Genomic DNA, 24,458 nt, shown 5'->3' with positions numbered 1-24,458 from the left:
AAAAAAGAAAAGTAATGGTATATTTGAAAAAAATTTTGAACGAGAATAGATGGAAAAAAATAAAATTTTAATAGTAGAAGACAACAAAGCGCTGGCTAGACTGATCGCCAAAAAGATGGAAGATAAGGTCGAGATGGAGATCGATGTGGCGTACACTATGGCTGAAGCGCAAGCTTTTTTAAGCGATCCAAAAGAGTATTTTATCGCGCTGCTTGATCTAAATTTACCCGACGCTCCAAACGGCGAAATCGTGGACTACGTCATCTCAAAAGGACTGCCTAGCATCGTGCTAACGGGTAGTATGGATGATGCCACCAGAGAGAGCTTCATCCATAAAGACATCGTAGACTACGTCTATAAAGGCAATATGGACGATATAAATTATATATTTAAGATCATAAATCGCCTAAGCAAAAATAGACAATATAAGGTAATGGTTGCCGAGGACTCGGCGCCTTTTAGAAATAATCTTAAAAAAATCCTAACTAGCCTTCAGTTTCAGGTGTTTACCGCCGCTCACGGCGAGGAGGCGATGAGTTATTTTGCCGATAACCCCGACATGAAACTTGTCGTTTGCGACTATAGGATGCCCGTAAAAGACGGCCTTGAGGTGCTAAAAGAGATAAGAGCTGCGGGCGATAAAAATCAAATCGGCGTTTTAATGATGACGAGTCCGAGCGAAAACGTAAACGGCGCGATATTTTTGAAAAACGGAGCGAATGATTTTATCGCTAAGCCCTTTGTAAAAGAAGAGCTTATTTGTAGGGTAAATAATCTAATCGAAGCGATGGAAAACATAAATCAAATCGCCGATTTTGCGAACAAGGACTTCCTGACGGGCGTTTATAATAGAAGGTATTTTTACGACGATATGAACGAATACTTGGCCTATGCCGAGGAGCGTGCCGAGCCTTATGCGGTGGCGATGCTGGATATCGATCATTTTAAACAGATAAACGATACTTACGGTCACGACGGCGGCGACAGGGCGTTAAAGACGTTAGCTAAAAAGCTGATCGACGAGACCAAAAAAGGCGATTTGGTAGCGAGATTCGGCGGGGAAGAATTTTGTATCGTACTAAAAAACGTCTCAAACGAAGAGGCGGTTAAATTTTTCGTAAATTTAAGAGCTAGCATCGCAAACTGCAAAGTGCGACTAAAAAAAGAGCAGATAAAATTTACCGTCTCTATCGGAGTGGCCTTTAGTAGAAGCGATTATAGATTAGATGAGCTTTTAGAGCTTGCCGACGAGGCTCTTTATAGAGCAAAAGAAAACGGGCGAAATAGGGTAGAAATAGCCTGATGATAATAGACACTCACTGTCATTTGGACGATGAAAGCTTTGATAGCGATCTGGTAAAAGTTATAGCAAATGCCCGAGAAAACGGCGTCGGCGGGGTGCTGATACCTGGTGCTGATATTAATGATTTACCAAAAGCGGCTAAAATAACCCGCGAATTTGAAAATGTATTTTTTGCCGTCGGAGTTCATCCGTATGATAAGGATGGATTTAACAAGGACGTTCTTTATAAATTTGCAAAAGACGAAAAGTGCGTTGCCGTGGGCGAGTGCGGGCTTGATTACTTCCGCTTGCCTAAAGACGAAAATGAAAAAGAGCTTGAAAAAGCGGAACAAAAGCGCGTGTTTAGAGCGCAGCTTGATATGGCGGTAGAGTTAAATTTGCCGGTCATTTTGCATATTAGAGATGCAAACGAAGATAGTTTTAATATCTTAAAAGAGTATGCAAGCAGGCTGGTCGGAGCGGTTTTGCATTGCTATAACGCTTCGCCTTTGCTTCTAGAGCTTGCAAAGATGGGCGAGTTTTACTTTGGTATCGGCGGGGTTTTGACCTTTAAAAACGCGAAAAATTTGGTTCAAATTTTGCCCCAAATTCCGCGAGATAGGTTGCTACTTGAAACCGACGCGCCGTATCTGACGCCTGAGCCCTTTAGGGGGGGCCGTAGAAACGAGCCTGCCTTTGCGCGTCTTGTCGCGACAAAGATGGCCGAGATTTTAAATTTAAAAGAAGAAGAGGTAATGGAAATAACAACGAAAAACGCGAAGAAAATCTTTATGAAATTTAACACGTAATCAAGGAGAAAAATGAAAATCTTTAGAGTAATAATGCTGTGTCTAGCATGTACGGGGTGGCTTTTCGCGACCGCGGCTAGCAACGACGCAGAGCAAACCCAAAAGATGATATTAAAAGAATTCGACATAGACGCTAAATTTTTACAAAGCTCTCACTACGCTTCTATAAAAAATTCCATCAAGGACGGTAAGAGAAAAGAGTTTACCGATACCGTCAAAAACGGCTACAAACACATCCCGATGCTTCAAAAGATCATAAAAGACTCAGGTATACCGGAGTCGTTTTTATATCTTGCTATGACTGAGTCCGGGTTTTCAAATAATATAGTTTCCAGTAAAAAAGCTATCGGAATTTGGCAGTTTATGGAGTCTACGGCGAAGCTTTACGGCCTTAGAGTCGATAAGTACACCGACGAGCGAAAAGACCCGATGGCAGCCACCGCCGCAGCTACAAAATATCTACAAAGCCTAAAAAACGACTTTGGCAAATGGTATCTTGCGATGATGGCCTATAACTGCGGCGAAGCAAGGTTAAGAGAGGGCATCAGAAAAGCCGGAACCACTGATCTAGCTACATTGCTAGACGATAAAAAAAGCTACATCCCAAAAGAGACGAAAAGATTCGTAAAGAAAATTTTAACTATCGCGCACATAGCCAAAGAGCAGGAAAATTTACTAGCTAAAACGCAGGCTCTAAGCGGTACGAATGGCATAGAATTATCAAAAATAGACGTTCCGGGCGGCACAACGCTAATGGAGGTCGGAGACAGCATAGGGCTTAGCCTAAAAAAGATGAAAGAATACAATATGCATCTAAAATTCGTCTACACTCCGCCGACGGAAAAGCCTTATTATCTTTATATCCCATCAAACAAAAAGAAAATGTTTAGCGATAACTTCGAGGCGGCGCAAAATAGAAAATTTGAGATTTATACCGTCAAAGAAAGCGACACGTTGCTAACTATAGCTAAAAAAACTGGCGTAAATCATAAAATCATAAAAGAGTATAACGACCTTGCCTCAAATGAGATCAAGCCTAATCAAAAGCTAGTCATACCAAGCGAGCAAAACGTCAACTACCTAGCCGAGTACATGGTTAAAAGCGGCGATACGCTCGGGGAGGTTTCGCAGAAATTTGACGTAGCGCTTGAGGATTTAAAAGAAGCTAATACGCTTATGAGCTCAAACAGCTCGATCGGAGCCAAACTTGCCGCAACCGAGTAGGGCTAAATTTATATTTTTTAGTCTATTTTTCGTATTTTTTATGAGCGGCTGTTCGTTTTTGACATCGCCGTTTGGCGGCATCACCGGTAGCGGCGGTTCAAAAAAAAGCGGCAAGATAAATAGCTCAAAGGGCATGCATGAAGCAACTATGCGCCCTTACACCATAAACGGTAAAACATACTATCCAACCGTCGTAAAAGTCGGCGATAGAGCTAGCGGTATAGCTAGCTGGTACGGTCCGGATTTTCACGGTAAAAAAACGTCAAACGGCGAGACATATGATATGCATGCTATGACGGCGGCGCATAAGACTCTACCGATGAATACGATGGTGCGCGTGACGAATATAAAAAACGGTAAAAATATCATCGTACGCATCAATGACCGCGGACCTTTCGTTGCAGGGCGCGTGATAGACCTGTCAAAAACGGGCGCGGTGAAACTTGACGTATTTAACGCCGGTACGGCTCCTGTTTTGTTAGAGGTCGTCGGCTTTAACGGCAATGTCGGCGGAGCAGCGGTCGTAGCATCCTCGCAGCCTAGCTCAAAACAACCTAGCTCGCAAAAACCGAGTGCCCAGACCAAACCGCAGCCGCAACAACAGCAGCAACAAACTTTTGTTGGCGGTGTTTTCATGGTACAAATCGGTGCATTTAAAAATTTAAGCGGCGCAAATGCCTTTAAGCAGCAGCATGCGGGACAATACGGCAACGGCGCTTATGATACCGTTATAAAGTCCTACGAGCTTGACGGCGGTAAAATTTACAGAGTATTTATAAGCGGCTTTAGAAGCGAAGAGGAAGCCAAGGATTTCATAAGCGCAGGGCACATCTCTGGCGCATTTTTTGTGAGGGAATAAAATGCAAAGAAAGACAAAAGAGACGGATATTAGCCTAGAGCTTGAAATTTACGGTAGCGGTAAAGCCGAGACAAACACGGGCATAGGATTTTTCGATCATATGCTCGAGGCTTTTTGCAAACATGCGCTTTTTGATATGAAGCTTGTCTGCAAGGGCGATTTGCACGTAGATTTTCATCATAGCGTAGAGGATGTGGGTATCGTTATTGGGCAGGCTTTGCGCGAGAAAATTTATCCGCTTAGCGGAGTCGAGAGATTTGGCGAGGCGACGGTAGTTATGGACGAGGCTGCGGTAAACTGCGCGCTTGATCTTTCAAATCGCCCGTTTTTAGTCTATGAGAGTATAAACGAAGGCAAGGTTGGCGAATTTGACGTAGAGCTGGCGAATGAATTTTTCCAGGCTCTGGCTTTTAATGCCGCGATTACGCTGCATATCGCTAAAATCCGCGGACGAAACTCTCATCATATTTTGGAGGCCAGTTTTAAAGCCTGTGCCGTCGCGCTAAGAAGGGCTCTGGCCAAAAACTCCAGAGTCGGCGTACCTAGCACGAAAGGCGTGCTATGATAGAGATTATATTTTTAGACGTCGATGGTTGCCTAACCGACGGCAAGATCGTCTATAGCCCAAACGGCGACGAGCTTAAATTTTTTGACGTCAAGGACGGATATGCTATCGAGAGCTGGCTAAAGCTCGGGAAAAAAGTCGCGATCATCACGGGCAGAAGCTCGCCTATCGTCGAAAAAAGGGCGCAGGATTTAAAGATAACGCACGTCTATCAAGGCGTTAGCGATAAGCTTGAAGTCGCAAAACAGATACTAGAATTTGAAGGGCTGGAGTTTGAAAGCGCTGCAGCTATAGGCGATGATTATAACGACTACAAGCTGCTAAAAAGCGTCGGATGGAGCTTTAAGCCAAAAAACGCAATCAAAGAGCTTGAAGTAAGAACGAAACTAAACTACAAAGGCGGCAACGGCGCGGTGCGCGAGATGATAGAGATACTTATCCGTAGCGAGGGCCTAATGCAAGAGTGGGCTAAACGTTGGTTATAAGGATTTTTTACCTAGTCGTTAGCGTTTTTAGCGTGGCGATGGTTTATTTGGCGATTGAGGAGCCTTACTATAGCGATCTTTTAAGCGGCGGCGAGGTGAGCGCGAGCATGCAGATGAGCGTGGTCACGGACTACGAGATGAACGCCACTGCAGTAAACGCCAGATATGAAGCCGATACGTGCAATAGATATAAAGATAGAGACGAGTGTTTAAAATTTAAAGGCGTGGCGATAATGGGCGACAAGGAGCACAATATCAGTTCGGATGAGGCGATTTATCAAGAAGATTTATTAAAATTTAAAAATAATGTTAGATATATAAACAACGAAAACCTTAAATTTGTGTCTAATGAAGCCACTTATGATATAAAGAAAAAAATAGCCATCAGTAATACCCCGTTCGTTATGACTCAAAACGGGGATAAAATTACCGGCAATAGTTTAATTTATGATTTGAATTTAAAAACAACTAAAATAAAAGGATTTCAAGGATGGATAGAGCAAGAAAGGCGATAGGAACTCTGCTGGTATTTTGCTTTCTGCCGTTATTTGCCGAGCAGATAGAGGTTAATGCCGATAATTTTTTTGCCGACGAGAGTAAATTTATGGGCGAATTTAGCGGCAAAGTAAAAATCACCAAAGGTAAAGACGTATTGACGGCGGACAAGGTTATTATTTATTTTGATTCCAAGAAAAATCCAACCAAATACGTAGCCTCGGGCAACGCCAAATTTAGAGTATTTATCAAAAATAAAACATACGACGGTAGCGGTAGCGAGCTTATTTACGAGCCTGCGCCGAATTTATATACGATAAACGGCAACGGATTTTTACACGAGATAGAAACCGATAAAAAAGTCTACGGCGAAAAGATCACCGTCAATCAAAACAGCGGAACGTATAACGTAAACAGCGGCAAAAAAGAGCCGGTTAAATTTATATTCCAGGTCGAGGACAAAAAGTGATCCGCGTTTTAAACGCAAAATTTCTCGTTTCAGCGCCCGACATCTCGCTGGCTCCGCCTGCAAATTCTAGCGAAGTAGCGTTTTTGGGGCGCTCAAACGTCGGTAAAAGCAGCCTCATAAACGCCCTGGTTAATCAAAAAGGCCTAGCCAAAAGCAGCTCGACGCCGGGCAAAACGCGCCTCATAAATTTTTTCGAGGTCGAGTATGCGCGCGGTATCAAAAACGAGCAAGGCGAACTAAGCGAGGAGAGGGCAAATTTGACCTTCGTCGATCTGCCGGGCTTTGGATACGCCAAAGTGGCTAAAAGCATGCACGCGCAGTGGAAAAAAAATCTTGACGAATATTTAAAATTTAGAGCCAACATCAAGCTTTTCGTGCATCTCATCGACTCGCGCCAGTTTGATATGCAAATCGATAGGGACGTAAACGACTATTTGCAAAGCTTCCTGCGCCCCGATCAAAAAATTTTAAATTTTCTCACAAAATCAGACAAGCTAAATCAAAGCCAAAAAAGCGCGGTTTTAAAAGTCTATCCGGGCGCGCATTTCGTTTCGGCGCTTAAAAAAACGGGCGTAGAAAAGGCAAACGAGCTTATATATTTTAACGCGCTGGGACTGTAATGAAATCAAAAAGCCGCAGGCAAATTTTGGCATTTTTACCATCAAATTTTCTAGCCAAATTTACAAATTTAAGCGGCGCCAAGGCTAAATTTGCAAATTTAGCTAAAAACCTATAACTATGCGAACGAGTGCTGCGATGCGAAGACTTGGCGCGGAGAAGCGATTTTTAAAGCAGCTTGCTTGGGTTGCTTTTCTTGTGTTTTATCAGAGTATAACGACCGTATTTACGTATCTGCCGCCTCTTATCGGGATATTTTTTACTTATATGATCACGCTAACCTTGCAAAAACAAAAGACGCTCAAGGAGTTTGGCAAGGAGTGGTATTTTTGTCTATTTTACCTTACTTTTGCCGAGCAGGCGCACGGGTTTGCGCTGTTTTCGGCGGTGATTGCGTTTATGCTTTTTTATTATTTGATGTCTGATTGGCTCATCGTTACGCTAAAATCAAGAGAGCTTTTGACTGTCGGATTCGTCGCTAGCGGCTACGTTTGGACCTGCGCGACGAGCTCTTTTATCTCATACGCGGCAAATTTACCCATGCTAAAATTTGATTACGAATACCTGATCTACGTCGGCGTGGAGTCTGTTTTGGCGGTGATTTTATTTAGGGGGCGCTTATGAGGATGCGCATAGTGTTTGGCATCATATTTAGCGTCTGGGTGCTTTTGCTGGTGCGCGTTTATTACCTTAGCGTCAAGTCAAACGATTTTTATGAGGAGATCGCCGAGCAAAATGCGGTAAAAACGCAGTACCTAGCTCCCGTCAGGGGGCTTATTTTAGATGCCAAGGGTCGTCCTATGGCAGTAAATCGCCTCGGCTTTTCCGTCGCGCTAAAGCCGCATCTAAGCGGCAAGAGGGCGGAAATTTTAGACGCCGAGCTTGCAAATTTGCAAAATTTGTTCGAGGACTTAAACGTCACGAAACTAAAGCGCGAATACGTCAAGGCCGACTCCCCTTATAATCAAGATTTTATTCAGATTATAGATTTTATGGATTATGACAAGATGATACCGCGTATAGCCGAGCTCTCGTTGCGAGAAAATTTAGAGGTTAAGCCGGCATCCAAGCGCCACTATCCCTACAATAACCTAGCTTCACACATCATCGGCTACGTCGGCCGGGCAAACCAGCAAGACGTCGAGTCCGATCCCGTCGCAAAGCTGACCAATCACACGGGCAGAAGCGGCACGGAGCGCTTTTATAACTCCGTCTTGCAGGGGCAAGAGGGCGTGCGAAAGGTAAAAGTAAACGCGCTAAATCAGGAGGTCGAGGAGATATCCGTGAGCTACCCGCAAAGCTCGGATATATCGCTTACGATCGACCTTGAGATGCAAAAATACATCGAGGAAATTTTCGGCGATAACGCGGGCGTCATCATCGTTATGGACGTGAAAGACGGCTCGATACTGGCTGCTGGCAGCTTCCCCGAGTATGATCTAAATCCGTTTGTTACGGGGTTATCGCAGGCTAAATGGGACGAGCTTGTTAAAAGTATCGATCATCCCTTTACGAACAAGCTCGTAAACGGCCTTTATCCGCCGGGCTCGGTTATAAAAATGGGCGTGGCGATGGCGTTTTTAGACACCGGCAAGATGAGCCGCTCCGATGGGTATTTTTGCTCTGGCTCATTTGAGCTTGGAGGACGAAATTTCCGCTGCTGGAACGTCTATGGACACGGTTTTATGGATATGAACTCGGCCATCCGAGAGAGCTGCGACGATTATTTTTATAAAGGCAGCTTAAAGGTCGGTATCGACGCTATAACCCCGGTTTTAGAGCGGTTGGGTTTTGGGCAAAAAAGCGGAGTGGATCTACCTAACGAATTTGTCGGTATCGTGCCAGGACGCGAGTGGAAGATGCAAAAATACGCTCAGCCGTGGTATCAGGGCGAGACGCTAATCACCTCGATCGGACAGGGCAACTTCCTCGTGACGCCGATGCAGGTGGTGCGCTATACGGGCATCCTGGCTACGGGGAAAAATATCGTCCCGCATTTTTTACGCAGCGTAAACGGCGAGGAGGTTAAATTTGAGCCGGAGGACGATATCCTTACGCCGTTTGAGAAAAAGCAACTCCCGTACATCCAAAAGGCGATGTATGAGGTCGTAAATCATAAAAAAGGCACCGCGCATAAATATTTTAAAGAGGCAAAGATAACGCTAGCGGCAAAAACGGGTACCGCGCAGGTCGTGGGCATCTCACAGGCTGAAAAAAAGCGTATGAAAGAAGAGGATATGGAGTATCTACGCCGCTCGCACGCATGGGTCACGACTTACGGGCCATACGAGGAGCCTCGTTATGCCGTTACCGTTATCATCGAGCACGGCGGACACGGCGGTCTGGCTGCCGGACCTCTCACGGCTAAAATCTTTAATAAGCTACTAGAAATGGGCTATATCGATAAAAAATACGAAATCACCTCGCTAGCAGATACCGAGGCTGCACAAAAGAAGAAAAATTAAAATTCCGCGTTTAAATTCGGCGTTAAATGCCGTCAAATTTGATCAAATTTCTAAAATTCTAGCGGATTGGTTGCGAAGTAAAATTTGAGTTAAATTTATGAAATCGGCAAGCCGAATTTATCCCTCAAACATCTCCAAAAGTTCGCTTGTAGCGATATTTACGATTTTATTATTTGCGTCTAGTTCAATCAAATTTTGGGTTTTAAATTTCGCCAATATCCTTGAAAACGTTTCCGGAGTGATGTTGAGGATGGAAGCGATTTTGATGTGTTTTAGCTCGTTAAAAAGATCGGCGTGGTTAACGAGAAAGCTCGCGACCTTGGCCTCGGAGTTTAGCACAAGTTCTTGGTGTATCAGCTCGCTTGCGATTTTTAGCTTTTGCGAGAGCGATTTGATTATTTGTAGCGATACGCGCGGGTTTGATAAAAACTCGGCGTAAAATTTATCGTAGTCGATTTTTAGTACCTCGCCGCCGGTTAAAAATATCGCCGTCGCCGGAAATTTGATATTTTCAAAGTTGGCAAGCTCGGCTACGAAGCTAATCCCGTTAAACTGATGCATAAAAATCTCTTTGCCTTTAGGGCCGATTTTATAGAGCTTGAGAGAGCCTTTTATGAGGAGGTGGAGCCACTTTGACTCCTCGCCCTCCATAAATAAAAACTCGCCTTTTTTATATTTTTTTAGGATGCTGATATTTTCTAGTCTTTTTAGTTCAGCCTCGTTTAGCTCCTGAAAAAACGGGATTTGCTCTAGCATTTGCGTTCTTATTTATTTTTTAAAAGATCTCTGATTTCGGTTAGAAGCGCTATATCCTCAGGCACCGGCGCAGGCTCTTCGGCTTTTGGCTCCTCCGCTTTTGGTTTTTTGAGCGAATTTATAGCCTTAACGACGCAGAAAATACAAAACGCGATAATCGTAAAATCGACCATCGTTTGTATAAACGAGCCGTAGTTTACGGTTACGGCAGCCGTATCACCGACCGCGTCTTTTAGCGTAAATTTTAAATCCGTAAAATTTACGCCGCCCGTCAGTACGCCGACTATCGGCATGATCACGTCGCCCACTAGCGAGCTAACGATCTTACCGAAAGCCCCTCCGATCACGACGCCCACGGCCATGTCGATGACGTTACCGCGCATCGCGAATTCTTTAAATTCCTTAACAAAACTCATGTTTTTCCTTTGCATTTTAAAATTAGATATCAATTATATTTATTTTAGCTTCACAAAAGATAAAAAAGCCAAGTTAAATGCTTAAAATGCTATAATCGCCCCTAAAAATCAATAAGGAAACAAAAATGTATCGTTTTGCGCCGTCGCCGACAGGCGATATGCATCTGGGAAATTTAAGGGTTGCGATCCTAAACTACGTCTGTTCGCTTCAGGATAAAAGCGGCTTTATCATCCGTATCGAGGATACCGACAAGGAGCGCAATATCCCCGGAAAAGACAAGGAAATTTTAGAAATTTTAGAGCTTTTCGGTATAAAATGGGACACGCTTTATTATCAAAGTAAAAATTTGAAATTTCACCGCGAATTTGCGGCAAAGCTTTTGATAGACAAAAAGGCGTTTTCGTGCTTTTGCACCGAAAGCGAGCTAGAGGCTAAAAAAGAAGCCGCCAAGGCTAGAGGCGAAGCCTACCGCTACGACGGGACGTGCGAGCATCTAAGCGACAATGAAGTGCTAAATAACCAAAAACCTTTCGTCGTGCGCATGAAAAAGCCGTTAGACACGATGAAATTTAAAGACGCGATAAAGGGCGAGATCAGCTTCGAGCCCGAAAACGTCGATAGCTTTGTGATTATGCGGGCTGATTTTACGCCGACTTATAACTTCGCCTGCGCGGTCGATGATATGCTAGAGGGCGTTACCTTCGTCATCCGCGGCGAAGATCACGTCAGCAACACGCCAAAACAAGACCTCATCCGCGAAGGACTAGGCTATACGCAAAAGATAAACTACGCCCACCTACCTATCATCCTAAACGTCGAGGGCAAAAAAATGAGCAAACGCGAGAACGAAAGTAGCGTAAAATGGCTGCTCTCGCAAGGCTTTATGCCAGAAGCCATCGCAAACTACATCGTCTCGCTAGGCTACAAGGCGCCGGTTGAAATCTTTACGATAGAAGAAGCCGCGCAGTGGTTTGATATCTCGAAGGTTTCGGCGTCTCCGGCCAAATTTGACGTCAAGCAGCTTGAGCACATCAACCGCGAACACATCAAAAGAGCAAGCGATGCAAGGCTGGCCGTGCTAATTGGTATAAAACCGGAATTTGCCGCGCTTGCTAGATTTTACACGCAAGAAAGCAGCCTACTAACCGAGATAAAGGCTAAGGTCGATGCGATTTTTGCAACCAAATTTATACCTGATGAGTTTAAGGCGGGCTGCGAGGCTATAAAAGCCGCCGCAGCTTCGTTAAATTTGAGCGAATTTGGCGAATTTAACGAGCTAAAAAAGGCTCTCATGGATGCTACGGGGCTAAAAGGCAAAGGCTTTTTTATGCCGCTTAGGATTTTACTCACGGGGGCCGAGCACGGCCCCGAGCTTAGCGAGCTATATCCGCTCATCAAACCGTATCTAAAGGAAATTTTACGATGATATTTTCGGTATTTTTAGAAGCAGTCGGCAGTATCCTGCATATCGTTATCAGCACCTACACGTGGATCATCATAGGCGCGGCGATCATAAGCTGGGTGCGCCCCGATCCATATAACCCTATCGTGCAGCTGCTCTACCGCCTCACCGAGCCCGTTTACGGCGCTATCCGCCGCGTGATACCGACGGTTTTCGGCGGTATAGATATAGCGCCTATTATCGTGCTTTTGTCGCTTCAGTTTATAGATATATTTTTTGTAAGGCTCATGTTTGCGTACGCTGCTTAAATTTATCCTGCCTGCGATTTTTGCGGCGGCGGCGTTTGGCGGAGTTAAGAGCTTTGAGGAGATAAAAGACGAGCCTAAGGGGCTTGCTAAGGATTACTACTTTTACCGTCTTTTAACCGAAGGCGACTACACCAAGGAGCAGGCGCAAATTTTAAGCAAAGACGTCTTTCGCCGAGCGGGCGTGCTAGCAAAGAAACTGGCTGAAATTTTGCCGCCCAAAAAAGTAAAAAGCGAGTGCGACGGCGTAAGCGCGAAAAATATCCTAGACGCAAACGTAACCTGCCAAAAACAGCGCCTCAGAGTGCCTTTTATGATGAAGCTAAAAAAGGAAACGAGGCAAAAGCTGGCGGATAAATTTAAAGACTCCGATCCGCTTCTTTATCGCCGCCTTGGCTCGCTAAACGAGAAGCATCCCGAGGACGAATTTGCCAAATTTAACGATACGGACGCGTTTTTGGTTTATTTTAATCAGTCCTCGCACAAGGATAAATTTGATAAGATATTTGACGTAAATTTTATAAATTTGCTCGCGACGAAAAAGGAGTTTCACGCTCTAGCAAACGATTTGATAATCGATAAGAAATCGGCCAAATTTAGGCAAAATTTTCTCGCGATAAAAGAAACCGAGCTTACCGGCAAGGACGCCTTTATGCTCGGCGTTAATGCAGTTTTGTTAAATTCTCCAAAAGACGCGGCTAGATTTTTTACTAGAGCGCAGGCCGCCTTTGAGAGGCAAGACCGCAAGGATAATGCCCTTTTTTGGCTATATCTGCTAAGCAATGACAGAAGCTATCTTGAGAAGCTAAATCAAAGCCGCGACGTAAATATCTATACGCTCTACGCAAACGAGCTAACGGGAGCAAGTCCCGCCGTAAACATCGTCACGCCGACGCCTACGAAAGAAAAGGTGGCGGACTACGATATAAAAGATCCGTTTTTGTGGCAAAAAACCTTTAAAATGATAAAAGAGATGAGCGCGCAGGACGCCGCAAAGCACTCCGAGACTTTTAACACCAAAGAGACGCTCGGTCACTACGCATACTTGATGGAAAAAGCAAGCGGTTACAAGGATAGTTACTTCGTCATGCCGTTTGTAGATGAGCTGGATGATATAAATGCGACTAGAAAAGCGCTTCTTTACGCGATCGGCAGACAAGAGAGCCGCTTTATCCCGGCCGTCATCTCGACTTCTTATGCGCTTGGTATGATGCAGTTTATGCCGTTTTTGGCTAACCATATCGGCAAAAAAGAGCTGCAAATCCCAAATTTCGATCAGGACGATATGTTTGACCCGCGTCTTGCGTTAAAATTTGCGGATCATCATCTAAATTATTTGGAGAAATACCTCTATCACCCGCTTTTCGTCGCTTATGCGTATAACGGCGGTATCGGCTTTACTAAGAAAATGCTTCAGCGAGGCGACCTTTTTAACGAAGGCGAGTATGAGCCGTTTTTATCCATGGAGCTCGTGCCCTTTGCCGAGAGTCGCGACTATGGCAAAAAAGTACTCGCAAACTATGTTATTTACCTAGGGATTGTCCATTCCAGTACATCGATTTCGACACTTTTTGAAAGCTTAAAGACGCCTTCTTTGACGGATAAATTTCGAAATCAAGATTGATTTTATCGTCTGAGATTTCCGGGGTGCTGACCTCAAAGTACTGCGCCCACGGAACCTCAAAGCTAACTTTTTCTAAAAGCGGATCGTCTGCGGCTAGGCGTCTAACTAGGATGCCTCGCTGCGAGCCGTTTGCCGTGAAGCTTTCCTCTAAAATTTTAGCTTCTTTGGGATGTACGGCCACGACGAATTTCTCTCTTTTTTGTTCATCGATTAGCTCGCTATAGATTGGGTTTAGATAGGTCGCGACGATTAGGATATTCGTATCGGCATCTATGATCTCAGACTTGCTCGTGTAGGCTAAAAGCTCGTTTTTTAGCGGTTCGTGGATATATTTTTTATCCGCGCATCCGGCTAGCGCCAAAATAAAACTTAAAAAAAATACGCTCTTTTTCATTTTAAAACCTCGCTAAATTTGGCCTTATTTTAGATAAATTTTGCTTTTAAAAAGCCTAAATTTGCTATAATCCGCGTAAATTTCAAAAATTCGGAGAAAAATGAAGAAAGCGGCGATGGCGTTTTCAGGACCTTCAAATAGCGGCAAAACCACGCTTATTTTAAAGGTCGCCAAAAAATTTATCGATGACGGGCTAAAAGTCGTGATCATCAAGCACGACCCGGGCGACAAGGCGAGATTTGACGTCGAGGGCAAGGATAGCTATAAATTTAGCCAAATAGGCGCCGAGGTAGCGGTCATGAGTCCGACGCGTACGACCTTTTTCTCGCAAGAGAGCAAGAGCGTGGAGGACGTCGTAGCGATGGCGGGCGAATTTGACCTTCTGCTAGTAGAGGGGCTAAAGACCCTACCGCTGCCGCGCATTAGCGTATTTAAGGACGAGATAAACGAGGATTATCTTAGCTTTTCAAACGCGATCGCAAGCTATAAAAAAGACTACGAGATCGATAAGCCAAATTTCGATCTAGACGATACGCAGGCTATCTGCGAGTGGATACTAAAAAACGCAAAGGTTTTAAAATGAACGAAATTTTCGAAACGATTAAAAAGATCGCCGTAAAAATCGGCGAGGAGATAAAGTATGCCGACCTAGGCTACACGGATCACGCCAACGCCACGGGCGACACGCAGCTAAAATTAGACGTGAGAAGCGACGAGATCATCACGGCCGAGTTTGCAAATTTAGCCTGCGTAAAAGCGCTCGTTAGCGAAGAAAAAGAGGATATGCTGGCGCTAAACGAGGACGCAAAATTTATCGTCGCCTACGATCCGTTAGACGGCTCTAGCCTAGTGGACGTAAATTTTTCTATCGGCTCGATTTTCGGCATTTACGAAAACGAACTAACTCCGCAAAATCTAAAAGCCGCCGCCTACGTCGTTTACGGCCCGCGCTTAGAGCTCGTGCTTTGCGAGGGCGAGACGGCTCCCGCGCTTTACCGCCTAGGCAGGGACGGCGAGTTTAAATTTATCAAAAATCTAGCGCTCGCGCAAAAAGGCAAGCTAAACGCCACGGGCGCGACGCAAAAGGGCTGGAGCGAAACTCATGCTAAATTTATCCGCGAGCTGTTTTTGCAGGGGTATCGCCTCAGATACTCGGGCGCCATGGTGAGCGACCTGCATCAAATTTTGCTAAAAGGCGGCGGGCTTTTTAGCTATCCTGCCACGACCGACGCGCCAAACGGCAAGCTAAGAGCGCTGTTTGAGGTGCTGCCGTTTGCCTTCATCTACGAGCGTGCCGGCGGCGCTACTAGCGACGGATACTCGGCAACGCTTTTTGATATGAAAGTGGAAAAAATCCACCAAACCACGCCTTGCTTTTTCGGCTCCAAAGACGAGATAAATTTACTGCATAAATTTTACGGAAGCGCGAAATGAGCGAGCACGCAGCGCAAACGGCTCAAAAGGACGAATTTGAGCTGGAGCTTGATCGCCAAAGAGAAATTTTACAAGCTTGCCAGCGCGAAAAGGGACTAAACTCGTGCTTTGCCTGCGAGGCGATGTTTGAATGCAAAACCCGCAAAAACTACGTAGACGCCGTATACAGCTCGATGTCTAAAGGCGACGGCGGCGGATTTGATTTTTAAATTTAAAAAGGAAAGATATGAACACGACTTATATTACGACTCCGATTTATTACGTAAACGACGTGCCGCACATAGGACACGCCTACACGACCGTGATCGCCGATACGGTAGCGAGATTTGCGAGACTAAAGGGCGATGATACGTACTTTATGACCGGCACCGACGAGCACGGGCAAAAGATCGAGCAAGCCGCCGCAAAAAAGGGCTACACGCCGCAAGCCTACGCCGATGAGATAAGCGCGAAATTTAGGGAGTTGTGGGATAAATTTGAGATTAGCTACGATCATTTTATCCGCACGACCGACGACTATCACAAGCTCACGGCGCAAAACGCATTTCTTAAAATGTATCAAAAAGGCGATATCTACAAGGGCGAATACGAGGGATACTACTGCGTTAGCTGCGAGAGCTTTTTTACGCAGACGCAGCTTTTGGAGGACGAGAGGTGTCCTGACTGCGGCAGACCGACGAATTTGGTGAAAGAGGAGAGCTATTTTTTCAAGCTTTCGAAATACCAAGACGCGCTGCTAAAATGGTACGAGGAGAACGAGGACTGTATCGTGCCGCGCGGCAAGAAAAACGAGGTCGTGAGCTTCGTAAAAGGCGGCCTGCGCGACCTCTCGATCACTCGTACGAGCTTTGAGTGGGGCATCAAGCTGCCCGCGAGCCTAAACGAGCCAAGGCATGTGATGTACGTCTGGCTAGACGCGCTCATAAACTACCTAAGCACGCTTGGCTACACGCGCGGCGATGACAAGATGAACTACTGGAAGGGCGCGACGCATATCGTCGGCAAGGATATTTTGCGCTTTCACGCGGTGTACTGGCCGGCGTTTTTGATGAGCCTTGATCTGCCGCTACCTCGCTGCGTCGCAGCTCACGGCTGGTGGACGAGAGACGGCGAAAAGATGAGTAAAAGCAAGGGCAACGTCATCAATCCAAGCGAGGTCGCAGACGCGTACGGACTGGAAAATTTCCGCTACTTTATGCTACGCGAAGTGCCGTTTGGGCAGGACGGAGACTTCTCGCAAAAAGCTATGATCGAGCGCATAAACTCCGAGCTTAGCAACGATCTGGGAAATCTTTTAAGCCGCATAGTCGGCATGAGCGAAAAATACTCGGACTTTGAGATAAAGGGCGAAAATTTACGTAAATTTTACGGCGAGGTTTTAGATAGCGGCAACGAATACCTGCAAAACGCTATCAAAAATTTAGAGTGTTTTGCCACGAACCGCTACCTCGAGGAGCTCTTTAAGGTGCTAACGCTTGCAAACGCGAGTATAGCTAAATTTGAGCCGTGGAATCTAATAAAAAACGGCAAAAAAGACGAAGCAAACGCGCTCGTATCGCTATGCGCTAACCTGCTGGCTCGCGTGGCCGTCCTGTTAAGCCCCGCGATGCCGAGAACCTGCGAAAAGATCGCGCAGACGCTTGGCTTTGAGATCTCGACGGCTACTTATGAAATAATCATCTTAAACAACGAAATTTTGGACTTTAAAGCGCAAAAAACGCAGACGCTTTTCCCAAAAATAGAAAAAGAGCTGATGGCGACTGCAGTGCCAAGCGTAAGCGAACCTGCTAAAACCGCCGCCGCGCTGCAAGAAAAATCGGACGCGAAAATAAAAATCGACGACTTTAAAAAATGCGTCATAAAAGTAGGTACCGTGCTTGAGTGCTCAAATATCGAAGGCAGCGAGAAGCTGCTTAAATTTAAGATCGATCTTGGCGAAGAGCAGCCGCGTCAAATTTTATCGGGGATCGCCAAATTTTACGCTCCTGAGGGTCTCGTCGGCAAGCAAGTCTGCGTGCTAGCAAACCTAAAACCTGCTAAAATTTTCGGCCATATATCCGAGGGCATGATCCTTAGCGCAGAGGACGGATCGCTGTGTCTCATCGCGCCGATGGCTGCAGTCAAAAACGGATCAGAAATAGGCTAAAACGGCGTGAATATCGAAAACCTAAGGCGCCTCATCAACGGCGAAGCGCTAAATAAACCGAGCGTCAGCGCCGTGGAGGGCTTTGCGTTTGAGAGTAAAAACGTGCGCCAAGGCTACGCCTACATCGGGCTTGGCGCAGGCGCGGACGAGATAGCCGCAGCCGTCGCAAACGGCGCCTATGCCGTGCTCGTCGAGCAAAGATGCGAGGTTATCGACCCTGAAGTCGCTTTTATCAAGGTCGATAGCCTGAGCGCCGCGCTGATGCGGCTGATGCGCTTTGAGGCCAGCTATAAAAATCTCAAATTTTGCTCCGTTAATCCCGTGCAAAAGGCCTTGATCGCGCGCATGAGTCTGGGTAAAAATGCTGAGGGCAACGCAGCTAGCTTGCTGCCAGAGGATGCGACGCGACTTTTTATAAAGATAATGAAGGCGGGCGCGGGGGATCTGTTTTTCACCGACGATCTTAAAATTTTATCCAAGATCGCGCCGCTATACGACACCGTTTTTAGCGACGTGGACGCGGTTTGCTCGCAGGGCGGTTCGCTATTTGCCTCTAGCGTCGTTTGCGATGGCATTTACTATCCAAACTTAAATTTTCCAAAAGTTTTCACGCACTATCTTTGCGGACTTTTAAAGTATCTGATCCGCGCTGGCTTTTCTTTCAAGCTTGGTGACACGCGAAATTTGGGGCATTTCGAGCCTATTTTTATAAATAAAAATTTTCGCGTCGTGCCTTTTGGTGCGAGCTCTCAGGCTTTTATCGCAGAGAGCGACGATGAGCTTTTTGATATGGAGGTGGCGTTTTTAGCGCGAAATTTTAGCGGCGGTATCGAGATCTGCGTGCCGGAGGATTTTGCCGGAAGCGCGGCTACGATGAGATTTAAGGAGCTTGCCGAGCTAAAAAATCTTTCAAATTTTCACTACGCTCTCGTTAAATGCCAAAAAGAGGATCTTGAAGCGATGTTAAATTCGAGCTCGCCCGAGCCTGATTTGTTTGGCGAAATTTTATAATAATCTCAAATTTGGCGCGTATTATTGCCTTTATCTGCCGCAAATTTGCCGATAAATTTGACGGGAAAATGCGTAAATCGGCAGAGCTTGCCCTGCGAGTTTTTAAGTAAAGCGTCCAAATAGTGCTTCCATTGCGAGGCATGCCGCGGTCGCTTTGCTTAGGTGGTTCGCGTAGCGGTGCAGATGCGAGAGAATTTAAAGTAGGCGTTTTGTTTTCCGTCCTTAAAGCGGATATTGCCAAAAACACATTACGTCTAAAATCCTTAAAAATAGCAGCCGCGATCAAATTTGCCAAACAAAAACGGCGGTAGAACGTTCGTAGCATTTTGGCAGATAAATTTTATTTTGCGCTAAATTTTGCGGACGGGCTCATGCCGATTTTTAGAAATTTTATTTTAAATTTACGTATTTTATCCTATCTTTTTCGCCTGCAAGCTCAAATCCTCGTAGTCTTAGGCGGCAGCTGTCGCATTCGCCGCAAGCCTCGTCCTCGCGCTCGTAGCAGCTCCACGTTAGCTCCAGCGGCGAGCCCGCCTCGAGCGACTTTCGCACGATGTCAGCTTTGCTTAAATTTACTAGCGGAGTGACGATGCGCAGGCTAAAGTCCTTTGAGGTGCCGGCGTTTACGGCGCTTTCTATCTTAGCGATAAAATCCGCCGTGCAGTCGGGGTAGCCCGAGCCGTCCTCCTCGACGATGCCGATATATAGCGCCTGCGCGCATTCTTTTTCGGCTAGCGCGGCGGCGATAGAGATAAAGATGCCGTTGCGAAACGGCACGTAGGTGCTAGGGGCGTCGGGCTTGGCGCCGTCCTTGCGGATGGCTAGGCTCTCGTCCGTTAGCGCGTTGCCACCGATACTTGCTATGAAACTAGCGTCTAAATTTACCTTTTTTAGCGCGCCGATACGCTCGCAGATCTGCTCAAACGCCAGCTTTTCGCGCTTCATCGTGCGCTGTCCGTAGTCAAAATGCAGCGCGATGATCTCGTAGCCTGCGCGTTTGGCGAGGACGGCGCACAGCGTGCTGTCCATGCCGCCGCTCATTATGCAAACCGCTTTTTTCACTTTTTCTCCTTTTTTAACGGCTTGTCTCGCGAGCGCTTTTCCGAGATTTCGCAAAATTTTCGCTCCGCAGGCTATATGCCTAGCGCACGCTCAATTTTGCTTCAAAACTCGAAAAATCATCTCACGATACTTCGCCTTATCGTCTTACGTTCAAATTTATAAATTTCAACCTCAAATTTGACTCACCGAGACCCGCACCCTGAAAATGTAAATTCGTTATACTCAAATTTAACTAAAACCCGCGACGCTTTGCGCCAGCAAAGCCGTGTCGCCACCTCTCACGTCGTAGGGGCTGGGGGATTGTTAAGGGGAAAGGGAGCGACTTCGTAATTCAAGCCCCTTCCCCCTTAACAAACAAAAGCTAGTTTTATTAAAATCAACCCGAATTTTCGCTAAAATCATACTCAAATTTTACTAAAGGAAAGCCAAAAATGATACTTTGCGAGGACGATTATCCGAGGATTTTGGATCAAATTTGCGACTATTTGACCGCGGGCGAGGTGGAGCTTAGCTTTGTTGACGCCGAGGAGATGAAGGAGATAAACGTCCGCCAGCGCGGCATCTACGAGACTACGGACGTGCTTAGTTTCCCGCTTGAGATGCAGCTGCACGCGCCGCTTGGCTGTATCGTGATAAACACCGAGCTAGTCGCCGCCAAAGCCGCCGAGCTAGGGCACAGCGAGGATGACGAGACGGCGCTGCTTTTTACGCACGGGTTGCTTCACGTGCTAGGCTGCGATCACGAGAGCGACGCGGGCGAGATGAGGGCCAAAGAGTGCGAGGTGATCGAGAAATTTAACCTGCCAAAGAGCCTCATCGTGCGAACGGAGGATGCGGGCGAAGAATAGACGAAATCTCGATAGCTTCGTAAAGGCGCGGGTTGTGCCGAGCGTAAAACTAAGAGCGGCGATAAAATTTGGATTATTTCATGCCTGCTACAATGCGTTTTAAGCAGCCCGTAAAATCAAATTTGCATTTCGGCGTCGTGAATCAACGCGGAGTTACGCGCTAAATTTATCCAAACAAGCTATCAAATTTACCCTCCGTCCGCACGGATATCGCCGCGTAAAAAAGACGTTTCTAGCACACGCTTTGCTGCCGCGGTTAAATTTCCTCAAATTTGCCGCGTGCAGTGGTTAGATATTTAATAATTTTGGCTAAATTTACGAAATGTTTTATCTTTTATCGTCTTTAATCATTATTTTTATGAATTACGTTTCTTACCGCGGGCTTTTTGCGGATGCCGCGCTCAGGCCGCTTGCTGTGCATAAAAGGGCGCTTGGGCTGTTTTTCCTGACGCTTGCTATTGGCGGCGTCGCGCTTGCTTTTTCGCTGCGGTTTAACTTTTTGGGGCCTAGCCTTCGTATCGCCTGCTCGCTGATGTTGGCGCTGACGTTTATTATCTTTTTGTTCGTGCTTTTTACGAACGTCGTAGCCTTCATCGCCCGTCCCGTAACCAATCGCGCGTTTAGCGAGAGCAGGCGTAAATTTTTGCGCCTTTACCTCGACGTCACGATACTTATTTTGGCGTTTAGCTACTTTTTTAAAGGTATCTTTAACGCCGTAAAATTACCCGAAGTAAAAGCCCAAGATATCGAGCTAAAGGGGTTAAAGGGTGAGCTAAAAATCGCGGTTTTAACGGATATCCATCTGGGCGATTTTTTAGGAGCGGACTTTGCGCGGGCGGTGACTAGACGCGTAAACGAGCTGGATGCCGACGCGGTCGCGATCGTGGGCGATATCGCGGATGTGAAGCCGCACCGTTTGGCCGAGTTTATCGCGCCATTTAACGAGCTAAAGAGCAAATACGGCACCTTTTACGTGCCTGGCAACCACGAGTACTATAGCGGTATCGACGGCACGATAAAAGTTATCCGAGAGACGACGAATTTTAAAATTTTAGGCAATGAAAACGCGCGAGTGGGCGGGGTAAATTTAGCCGGCGTTTATGATATCATCGGTCTTAGATTTAAGGCGTACGAGCCCGATCTGGTCGCGGCCCTGGACGGTCGCGACGTAAATTTGCCTACCGTTTTGCTCGCTCATCAGCCTAAATTTTTAAAATACATGGACGAAAGCGCGCCCGTGGATCTAGTGGTGAGTGGACACACGCACGGCGGGCAGATTTTCCCGTTTTCGCTGCTGGTAAGGCTCGATCAAAAATACGTCGCCGGGGTATACCGCGCGAACAAAAATACGCAAATTTACGTTAGCCGCGGCGCCGGATTTTGGGGGCCGCCGGTGCGCGTGATGGCGCCTAGCGAGATTTCGTTATTAAGACTAAAAGGAGTTGTATGAGGGGACTTATTTCTAGGATATTCGGGTTTGTAGCGGCGGTTAAATTTCCGAGATTTTTTCAAACATTTATCAATGAAAAATACGTAAGCGGCTTTAAAATCGACATGAGCGAGTTTAAGCAGCCAAGTGAGTACGAGAGCTTGACGGCGCTTTTTACCCGCGAGCTACAGCGTCCGCGAAATTTTGACGTTTCGCCGCAGGCTTTCATCAGTCCTAGCGACGGCACGTGCCTGGAGCGCGGAGTTAGCAAGGAGCTAAAAGCGATCAGCGTCAAGGGCCACGAGTACGGTATAGCAGAGCTTCTGGGCGATAGTATGGACCGCAGTGAGCGAGACGCCGAGCTAGAGTACGTAAATATTTATCTGAGCCCGCGCGACTATCACCGCTATCACGCGCCTTGCGATATGAGGATTTTATCCGCGCTTTACGTGCCTGGCGAGCTATATAGCGTGGCCGTTAGCGCGCTGCTAAAGGTGCCAAATCTATACGCCAAAAACGAGCGCGTGGTGCTAAAATGCGAGCTTGCAAGCGGCAAAAAGATGTGGCTGGTCTTCGTCGGCGCGCTAAACGTGGGTAAGATGAAGTTTGGCTTTGACGCGCGCATACAGACTAACGCCTGCGCCGGTAACGTCGCGCTCTACGAATACGAAAATTTAAGTGCGAAAAAGGGCGAGCAGCTAGGGATGTTTGAGCTGGGCTCCACGATCCTAATCCTTAGCGAGCAGGGCGCGGTCAAATTTGATCTAGCGGCCGAGCAAAAGCTAAAATACGGCGACAAAATAGGAACTATCAACTAAGGAGGCGCAATGGGAACGCAGCTAGTCGAACAAAACGAGCTAAAAGAGACGCTAGAGCTAAAAGAGCGCATCGAAAACAACACCGTCGTCGAGCTCTGGGAAAACAGCGAGGACTACGAGCGCCTGGCCAACGCGACGCGCAAGACCATGCGATATATCAACGACGAGCAGATAAAGAGCTTTGCCGATGCGCTAAATCAAACGAACGAAAAGATCTTAAATTTGACCTTTGAAGGCGTAAAAAAGCATCACGAAAAGAAATTTGAGCAGATCAGAAAAAAGCAGAAAATCTACGTCGTTTCAGCCTTTGCGGGCGGCGTTTTGATCGGCGCTTTGGCGGTTTGGATAGCGTTTAGGATTTTTGCGGGATAGATTTGGTTTTAGGCTCGGCCGCTTGCGATGCCTGCGCGCCGACCCGTTTTTATGCTGCGCTAAATTTGGGCGCCTGGCTTCAAATTTAAGCGCGACCGCTTGTAAAATTTGCGTATCGTTACGTGGTTGGGTCAAATTTGATCTCTGGCGGCGTTAGTAAATTTGATCTTATATTTTGGCGCGCCGACCATTAAGCTTGCATCTACTTTTTGCGCATTACGTCAAGCGCGTTTGCTTCTTAAATTTTATAAAAACTTAAAGCCTAAATTTGCTCGCCGCTAGCTTGCGTATCTGCGCCAAGACTAAATTTTTATCTTCCTCGTCGCGTGACGGATGATTTGCTGCGTGTTTTTGTTTTGTGAGCTTTGCCAGCACACGAGCAGCTCCTTTGCGGCGGCGAAATTTACCTTTAGATAGTCCGCGACGTTGTTTGCGACCGAGCGCTGCACGAAGCGCACCTCGTCCTCTTTAAGCACCTCCAGTACCGCAAAAACAGGGCTTGGGTCACTCACGAAAAGCTCCAATTTACTAGCCCACGGCAGCTTTGGTCGCAGACCCTCGGATGCGAGCCTACGTAGGTGGAAATTTGACGAGCGCGCCCACTGCGTCATGGTTTTGAGCGAGTCTTGGGGATATTTTTTGATAAAGGCGCGCACCGCGTACTCGCCCGTGCCGCGCTTCGTGATTTCCTCGATCGCGCCCATTGAGGTTTCAAAGTCGTCTATGCCGTAGATTTCGACGTATTTTGCCAGCGGCAAAGTCCAGTAAAAGCGCTTAAACATGCCCGTTTCGTTCGGGTTTTCCTCGCCCAAAATCGCGACCAAAATATCCGCCGCGCGCTTAAAATCCGGGGGCAAAAGTTCATTTAGCGCATTTGCGTGCGCCAAAATCCTTTGCGAATAACCGAGACTCGGCGTACTCTCCGCGATTTGCCCACAGTAGCTCTGCGCGTCAAATTTAGGATAAACCGCCTTTATCTTTTGCGATAAAATTTGCGCTAAATTTTCTCCGAAATATACCGCCAGTCCGCCGTTTTCCATATTTTTCCTTTGGGTAGTTTTATCTAGCCTTTAAGCAGGCATGAATCGTGAATTTGTCGCCTAAAACCAGGCGGCGTTAAATTTGCAGCCGTTACGCTCGTCAAATTTGACCGCCTGCGCAAGCAAAGC

At 46.5% G+C, this 24,458-nt stretch carries 28 protein-coding genes; 23 read left to right on the top strand and 5 right to left on the bottom strand.

The annotated features are described in order from the left end of the window. Positions 1-49 precede the first annotated feature (49 nt). The 11 genes from RWM02_RS00300 (at position 50) to mrdA (ending at position 9,271) form a co-directional block, all read left to right on the top strand. On the top strand, positions 50-1,303 hold the full coding sequence (locus tag RWM02_RS00300; protein ID WP_122862080.1) for a GGDEF domain-containing response regulator: 1,254 nt from the start codon (positions 50-52) through the stop codon (positions 1,301-1,303). Beyond that, positions 1,303-2,091, top strand: a complete 789-nt coding sequence (locus RWM02_RS00295) for a TatD family hydrolase (RefSeq protein WP_122862081.1) — start codon at positions 1,303-1,305, stop codon at positions 2,089-2,091. The genes RWM02_RS00300 and RWM02_RS00295 overlap by 1 nt, the downstream gene beginning before the upstream one ends. Before the next feature lie 12 nt (positions 2,092-2,103). Continuing rightward, complete coding sequence (locus RWM02_RS00290; RefSeq protein ID WP_122862082.1) at positions 2,104-3,315, top strand: lytic transglycosylase domain-containing protein; 1,212 nt, start codon at positions 2,104-2,106, stop codon at positions 3,313-3,315. After that, the gene (locus RWM02_RS00285; RefSeq protein ID WP_314068230.1) at positions 3,299-4,174 is read left to right on the top strand and encodes a septal ring lytic transglycosylase RlpA family protein; all 876 of its coding nucleotides are present in this window, start codon (positions 3,299-3,301) and stop codon (positions 4,172-4,174) included. Before RWM02_RS00290 ends, RWM02_RS00285 begins: the two co-directional genes overlap by 17 nt. Before the next feature lies 1 nt (position 4,175). Beyond that, positions 4,176-4,739 carry an imidazoleglycerol-phosphate dehydratase HisB gene (gene hisB / locus RWM02_RS00280; protein ID WP_314068227.1) on the top strand — a complete coding sequence of 188 codons (564 nt, stop codon included), beginning with the start codon at positions 4,176-4,178 and terminating at the stop codon, positions 4,737-4,739. After that, entirely contained in the window at positions 4,736-5,224 is a 489-nt protein-coding gene (locus RWM02_RS00275; protein WP_122862084.1) for a KdsC family phosphatase, read from the top strand. Before hisB ends, RWM02_RS00275 begins: the two co-directional genes overlap by 4 nt. Continuing rightward, entirely contained in the window at positions 5,215-5,739 is a 525-nt protein-coding gene (gene lptC, locus RWM02_RS00270; RefSeq protein WP_122862085.1) for an LPS export ABC transporter periplasmic protein LptC, read from the top strand. The genes RWM02_RS00275 and lptC overlap by 10 nt, the downstream gene beginning before the upstream one ends. Continuing rightward, on the top strand, positions 5,715-6,188 hold the full coding sequence (gene lptA, locus RWM02_RS00265; RefSeq protein WP_314068220.1) for a lipopolysaccharide transport periplasmic protein LptA: 474 nt from the start codon (positions 5,715-5,717) through the stop codon (positions 6,186-6,188). Before lptC ends, lptA begins: the two co-directional genes overlap by 25 nt. Next, on the top strand, positions 6,185-6,808 hold the full coding sequence (gene yihA / locus RWM02_RS00260; RefSeq protein WP_314068217.1) for a ribosome biogenesis GTP-binding protein YihA/YsxC: 624 nt from the start codon (positions 6,185-6,187) through the stop codon (positions 6,806-6,808). The genes lptA and yihA overlap by 4 nt, the downstream gene beginning before the upstream one ends. 136 nt (positions 6,809-6,944) lie before the next feature. Continuing rightward, entirely contained in the window at positions 6,945-7,430 is a 486-nt protein-coding gene (locus RWM02_RS00255) for a hypothetical protein (RefSeq protein ID WP_314068214.1), read from the top strand. Continuing rightward, positions 7,427-9,271 (top strand): penicillin-binding protein 2, encoded by a 1,845-nt coding sequence (gene mrdA / locus RWM02_RS00250; protein WP_314068212.1) that lies wholly within the window; start codon positions 7,427-7,429, stop codon positions 9,269-9,271. The genes RWM02_RS00255 and mrdA overlap by 4 nt, the downstream gene beginning before the upstream one ends. 117 nt (positions 9,272-9,388) lie before the next feature. On the opposite strand, the gene RWM02_RS00245 is transcribed toward mrdA, so the two are convergent. Further along, on the bottom strand, positions 9,389-10,027 hold the full coding sequence (locus RWM02_RS00245; RefSeq protein ID WP_122862090.1) for a Crp/Fnr family transcriptional regulator: 639 nt from the start codon (positions 10,025-10,027) through the stop codon (positions 9,389-9,391). 8 nt (positions 10,028-10,035) lie between these two features. Then, on the bottom strand, positions 10,036-10,443 hold the full coding sequence (mscL, locus tag RWM02_RS00240; protein ID WP_314068209.1) for a large-conductance mechanosensitive channel protein MscL: 408 nt from the start codon (positions 10,441-10,443) through the stop codon (positions 10,036-10,038). A gap of 125 nt (positions 10,444-10,568) precedes the next feature. Here mscL and gltX point away from each other — a divergent pair, with 125 nt between their 5' ends. From gltX to RWM02_RS00225, 3 genes are read left to right on the top strand one after another with little or no spacing between them, the layout of a single operon-like run. Further along, positions 10,569-11,870 carry a glutamate--tRNA ligase gene (gene gltX / locus RWM02_RS00235; RefSeq protein ID WP_314068206.1) on the top strand — a complete coding sequence of 434 codons (1,302 nt, stop codon included), beginning with the start codon at positions 10,569-10,571 and terminating at the stop codon, positions 11,868-11,870. Further along, positions 11,867-12,154, top strand: coding sequence for a YggT family protein (locus RWM02_RS00230; RefSeq protein ID WP_314068203.1), 288 nt, complete (start codon positions 11,867-11,869; stop codon positions 12,152-12,154). The genes gltX and RWM02_RS00230 overlap by 4 nt, the downstream gene beginning before the upstream one ends. Beyond that, positions 12,138-13,775 (top strand): lytic transglycosylase domain-containing protein, encoded by a 1,638-nt coding sequence (locus RWM02_RS00225; protein WP_314068200.1) that lies wholly within the window; start codon positions 12,138-12,140, stop codon positions 13,773-13,775. The genes RWM02_RS00230 and RWM02_RS00225 overlap by 17 nt, the downstream gene beginning before the upstream one ends. On the opposite strand, the gene RWM02_RS00220 is transcribed toward RWM02_RS00225, so the two are convergent. Beyond that, positions 13,675-14,169 (bottom strand): membrane lipoprotein lipid attachment site-containing protein, encoded by a 495-nt coding sequence (locus RWM02_RS00220; protein WP_314068197.1) that lies wholly within the window; start codon positions 14,167-14,169, stop codon positions 13,675-13,677. The genes RWM02_RS00225 and RWM02_RS00220 overlap by 101 nt on opposite strands. 100 nt (positions 14,170-14,269) lie before the next feature. Here RWM02_RS00220 and mobB point away from each other — a divergent pair, with 100 nt between their 5' ends. Genes mobB through RWM02_RS00195 form a run of 5 tightly spaced genes read left to right on the top strand, consistent with a single transcriptional unit; the run spans position 14,270 to position 18,760 of the window. Then, positions 14,270-14,752 carry a molybdopterin-guanine dinucleotide biosynthesis protein B gene (gene mobB, locus RWM02_RS00215; RefSeq protein WP_122862095.1) on the top strand — a complete coding sequence of 161 codons (483 nt, stop codon included), beginning with the start codon at positions 14,270-14,272 and terminating at the stop codon, positions 14,750-14,752. Then, complete coding sequence (locus RWM02_RS00210; RefSeq protein WP_314068192.1) at positions 14,749-15,603, top strand: class 1 fructose-bisphosphatase; 855 nt, start codon at positions 14,749-14,751, stop codon at positions 15,601-15,603. The genes mobB and RWM02_RS00210 overlap by 4 nt, the downstream gene beginning before the upstream one ends. Beyond that, positions 15,600-15,812, top strand: a complete 213-nt coding sequence (locus RWM02_RS00205) for a hypothetical protein (RefSeq protein ID WP_314068189.1) — start codon at positions 15,600-15,602, stop codon at positions 15,810-15,812. Before RWM02_RS00210 ends, RWM02_RS00205 begins: the two co-directional genes overlap by 4 nt. Positions 15,813-15,829: 17 nt before the next feature. Further along, entirely contained in the window at positions 15,830-17,749 is a 1,920-nt protein-coding gene (gene metG, locus RWM02_RS00200; RefSeq protein WP_314068188.1) for a methionine--tRNA ligase, read from the top strand. 6 nt (positions 17,750-17,755) lie between these two features. Next, positions 17,756-18,760: a ferrochelatase gene (locus RWM02_RS00195; protein ID WP_314068185.1), complete on the top strand. Its 1,005-nt coding sequence runs from the start codon at positions 17,756-17,758 to the stop codon at positions 18,758-18,760. 390 nt (positions 18,761-19,150) lie between these two features. On the opposite strand, the gene queC is transcribed toward RWM02_RS00195, so the two are convergent. Beyond that, positions 19,151-19,822: a 7-cyano-7-deazaguanine synthase QueC gene (queC, locus tag RWM02_RS00190; protein ID WP_314068181.1), complete on the bottom strand. Its 672-nt coding sequence runs from the start codon at positions 19,820-19,822 to the stop codon at positions 19,151-19,153. A gap of 431 nt (positions 19,823-20,253) precedes the next feature. Here queC and ybeY point away from each other — a divergent pair, with 431 nt between their 5' ends. The 4 genes from ybeY (at position 20,254) to RWM02_RS00170 (ending at position 23,289) form a co-directional block, all read left to right on the top strand. Then, positions 20,254-20,670 (top strand): rRNA maturation RNase YbeY, encoded by a 417-nt coding sequence (ybeY, locus tag RWM02_RS00185; protein ID WP_314068178.1) that lies wholly within the window; start codon positions 20,254-20,256, stop codon positions 20,668-20,670. A gap of 358 nt (positions 20,671-21,028) precedes the next feature. Further along, positions 21,029-22,120, top strand: a complete 1,092-nt coding sequence (locus tag RWM02_RS00180; protein WP_314068175.1) for a metallophosphoesterase — start codon at positions 21,029-21,031, stop codon at positions 22,118-22,120. Next, positions 22,117-22,917 (top strand): phosphatidylserine decarboxylase, encoded by an 801-nt coding sequence (locus RWM02_RS00175; RefSeq protein ID WP_314068172.1) that lies wholly within the window; start codon positions 22,117-22,119, stop codon positions 22,915-22,917. The genes RWM02_RS00180 and RWM02_RS00175 overlap by 4 nt, the downstream gene beginning before the upstream one ends. Before the next feature lie 9 nt (positions 22,918-22,926). Beyond that, complete coding sequence (locus RWM02_RS00170) at positions 22,927-23,289, top strand: hypothetical protein (protein ID WP_314068169.1); 363 nt, start codon at positions 22,927-22,929, stop codon at positions 23,287-23,289. A gap of 302 nt (positions 23,290-23,591) precedes the next feature. On the opposite strand, the gene RWM02_RS00165 is transcribed toward RWM02_RS00170, so the two are convergent. Continuing rightward, positions 23,592-24,329, bottom strand: a complete 738-nt coding sequence (locus RWM02_RS00165; RefSeq protein WP_314068167.1) for a DNA alkylation repair protein — start codon at positions 24,327-24,329, stop codon at positions 23,592-23,594. Positions 24,330-24,458: the final 129 nt, after the last annotated feature.

Origin of the sequence: Campylobacter showae (genome assembly GCF_963515975.1) — a bacterium.
Lineage (GTDB): Bacteria > Campylobacterota > Campylobacteria > Campylobacterales > Campylobacteraceae > Campylobacter_A > Campylobacter_A showae_F.
Note: the sequence above shows the minus strand (reverse complement) of the source record. Positions and strands in the feature narration are given on the sequence as shown.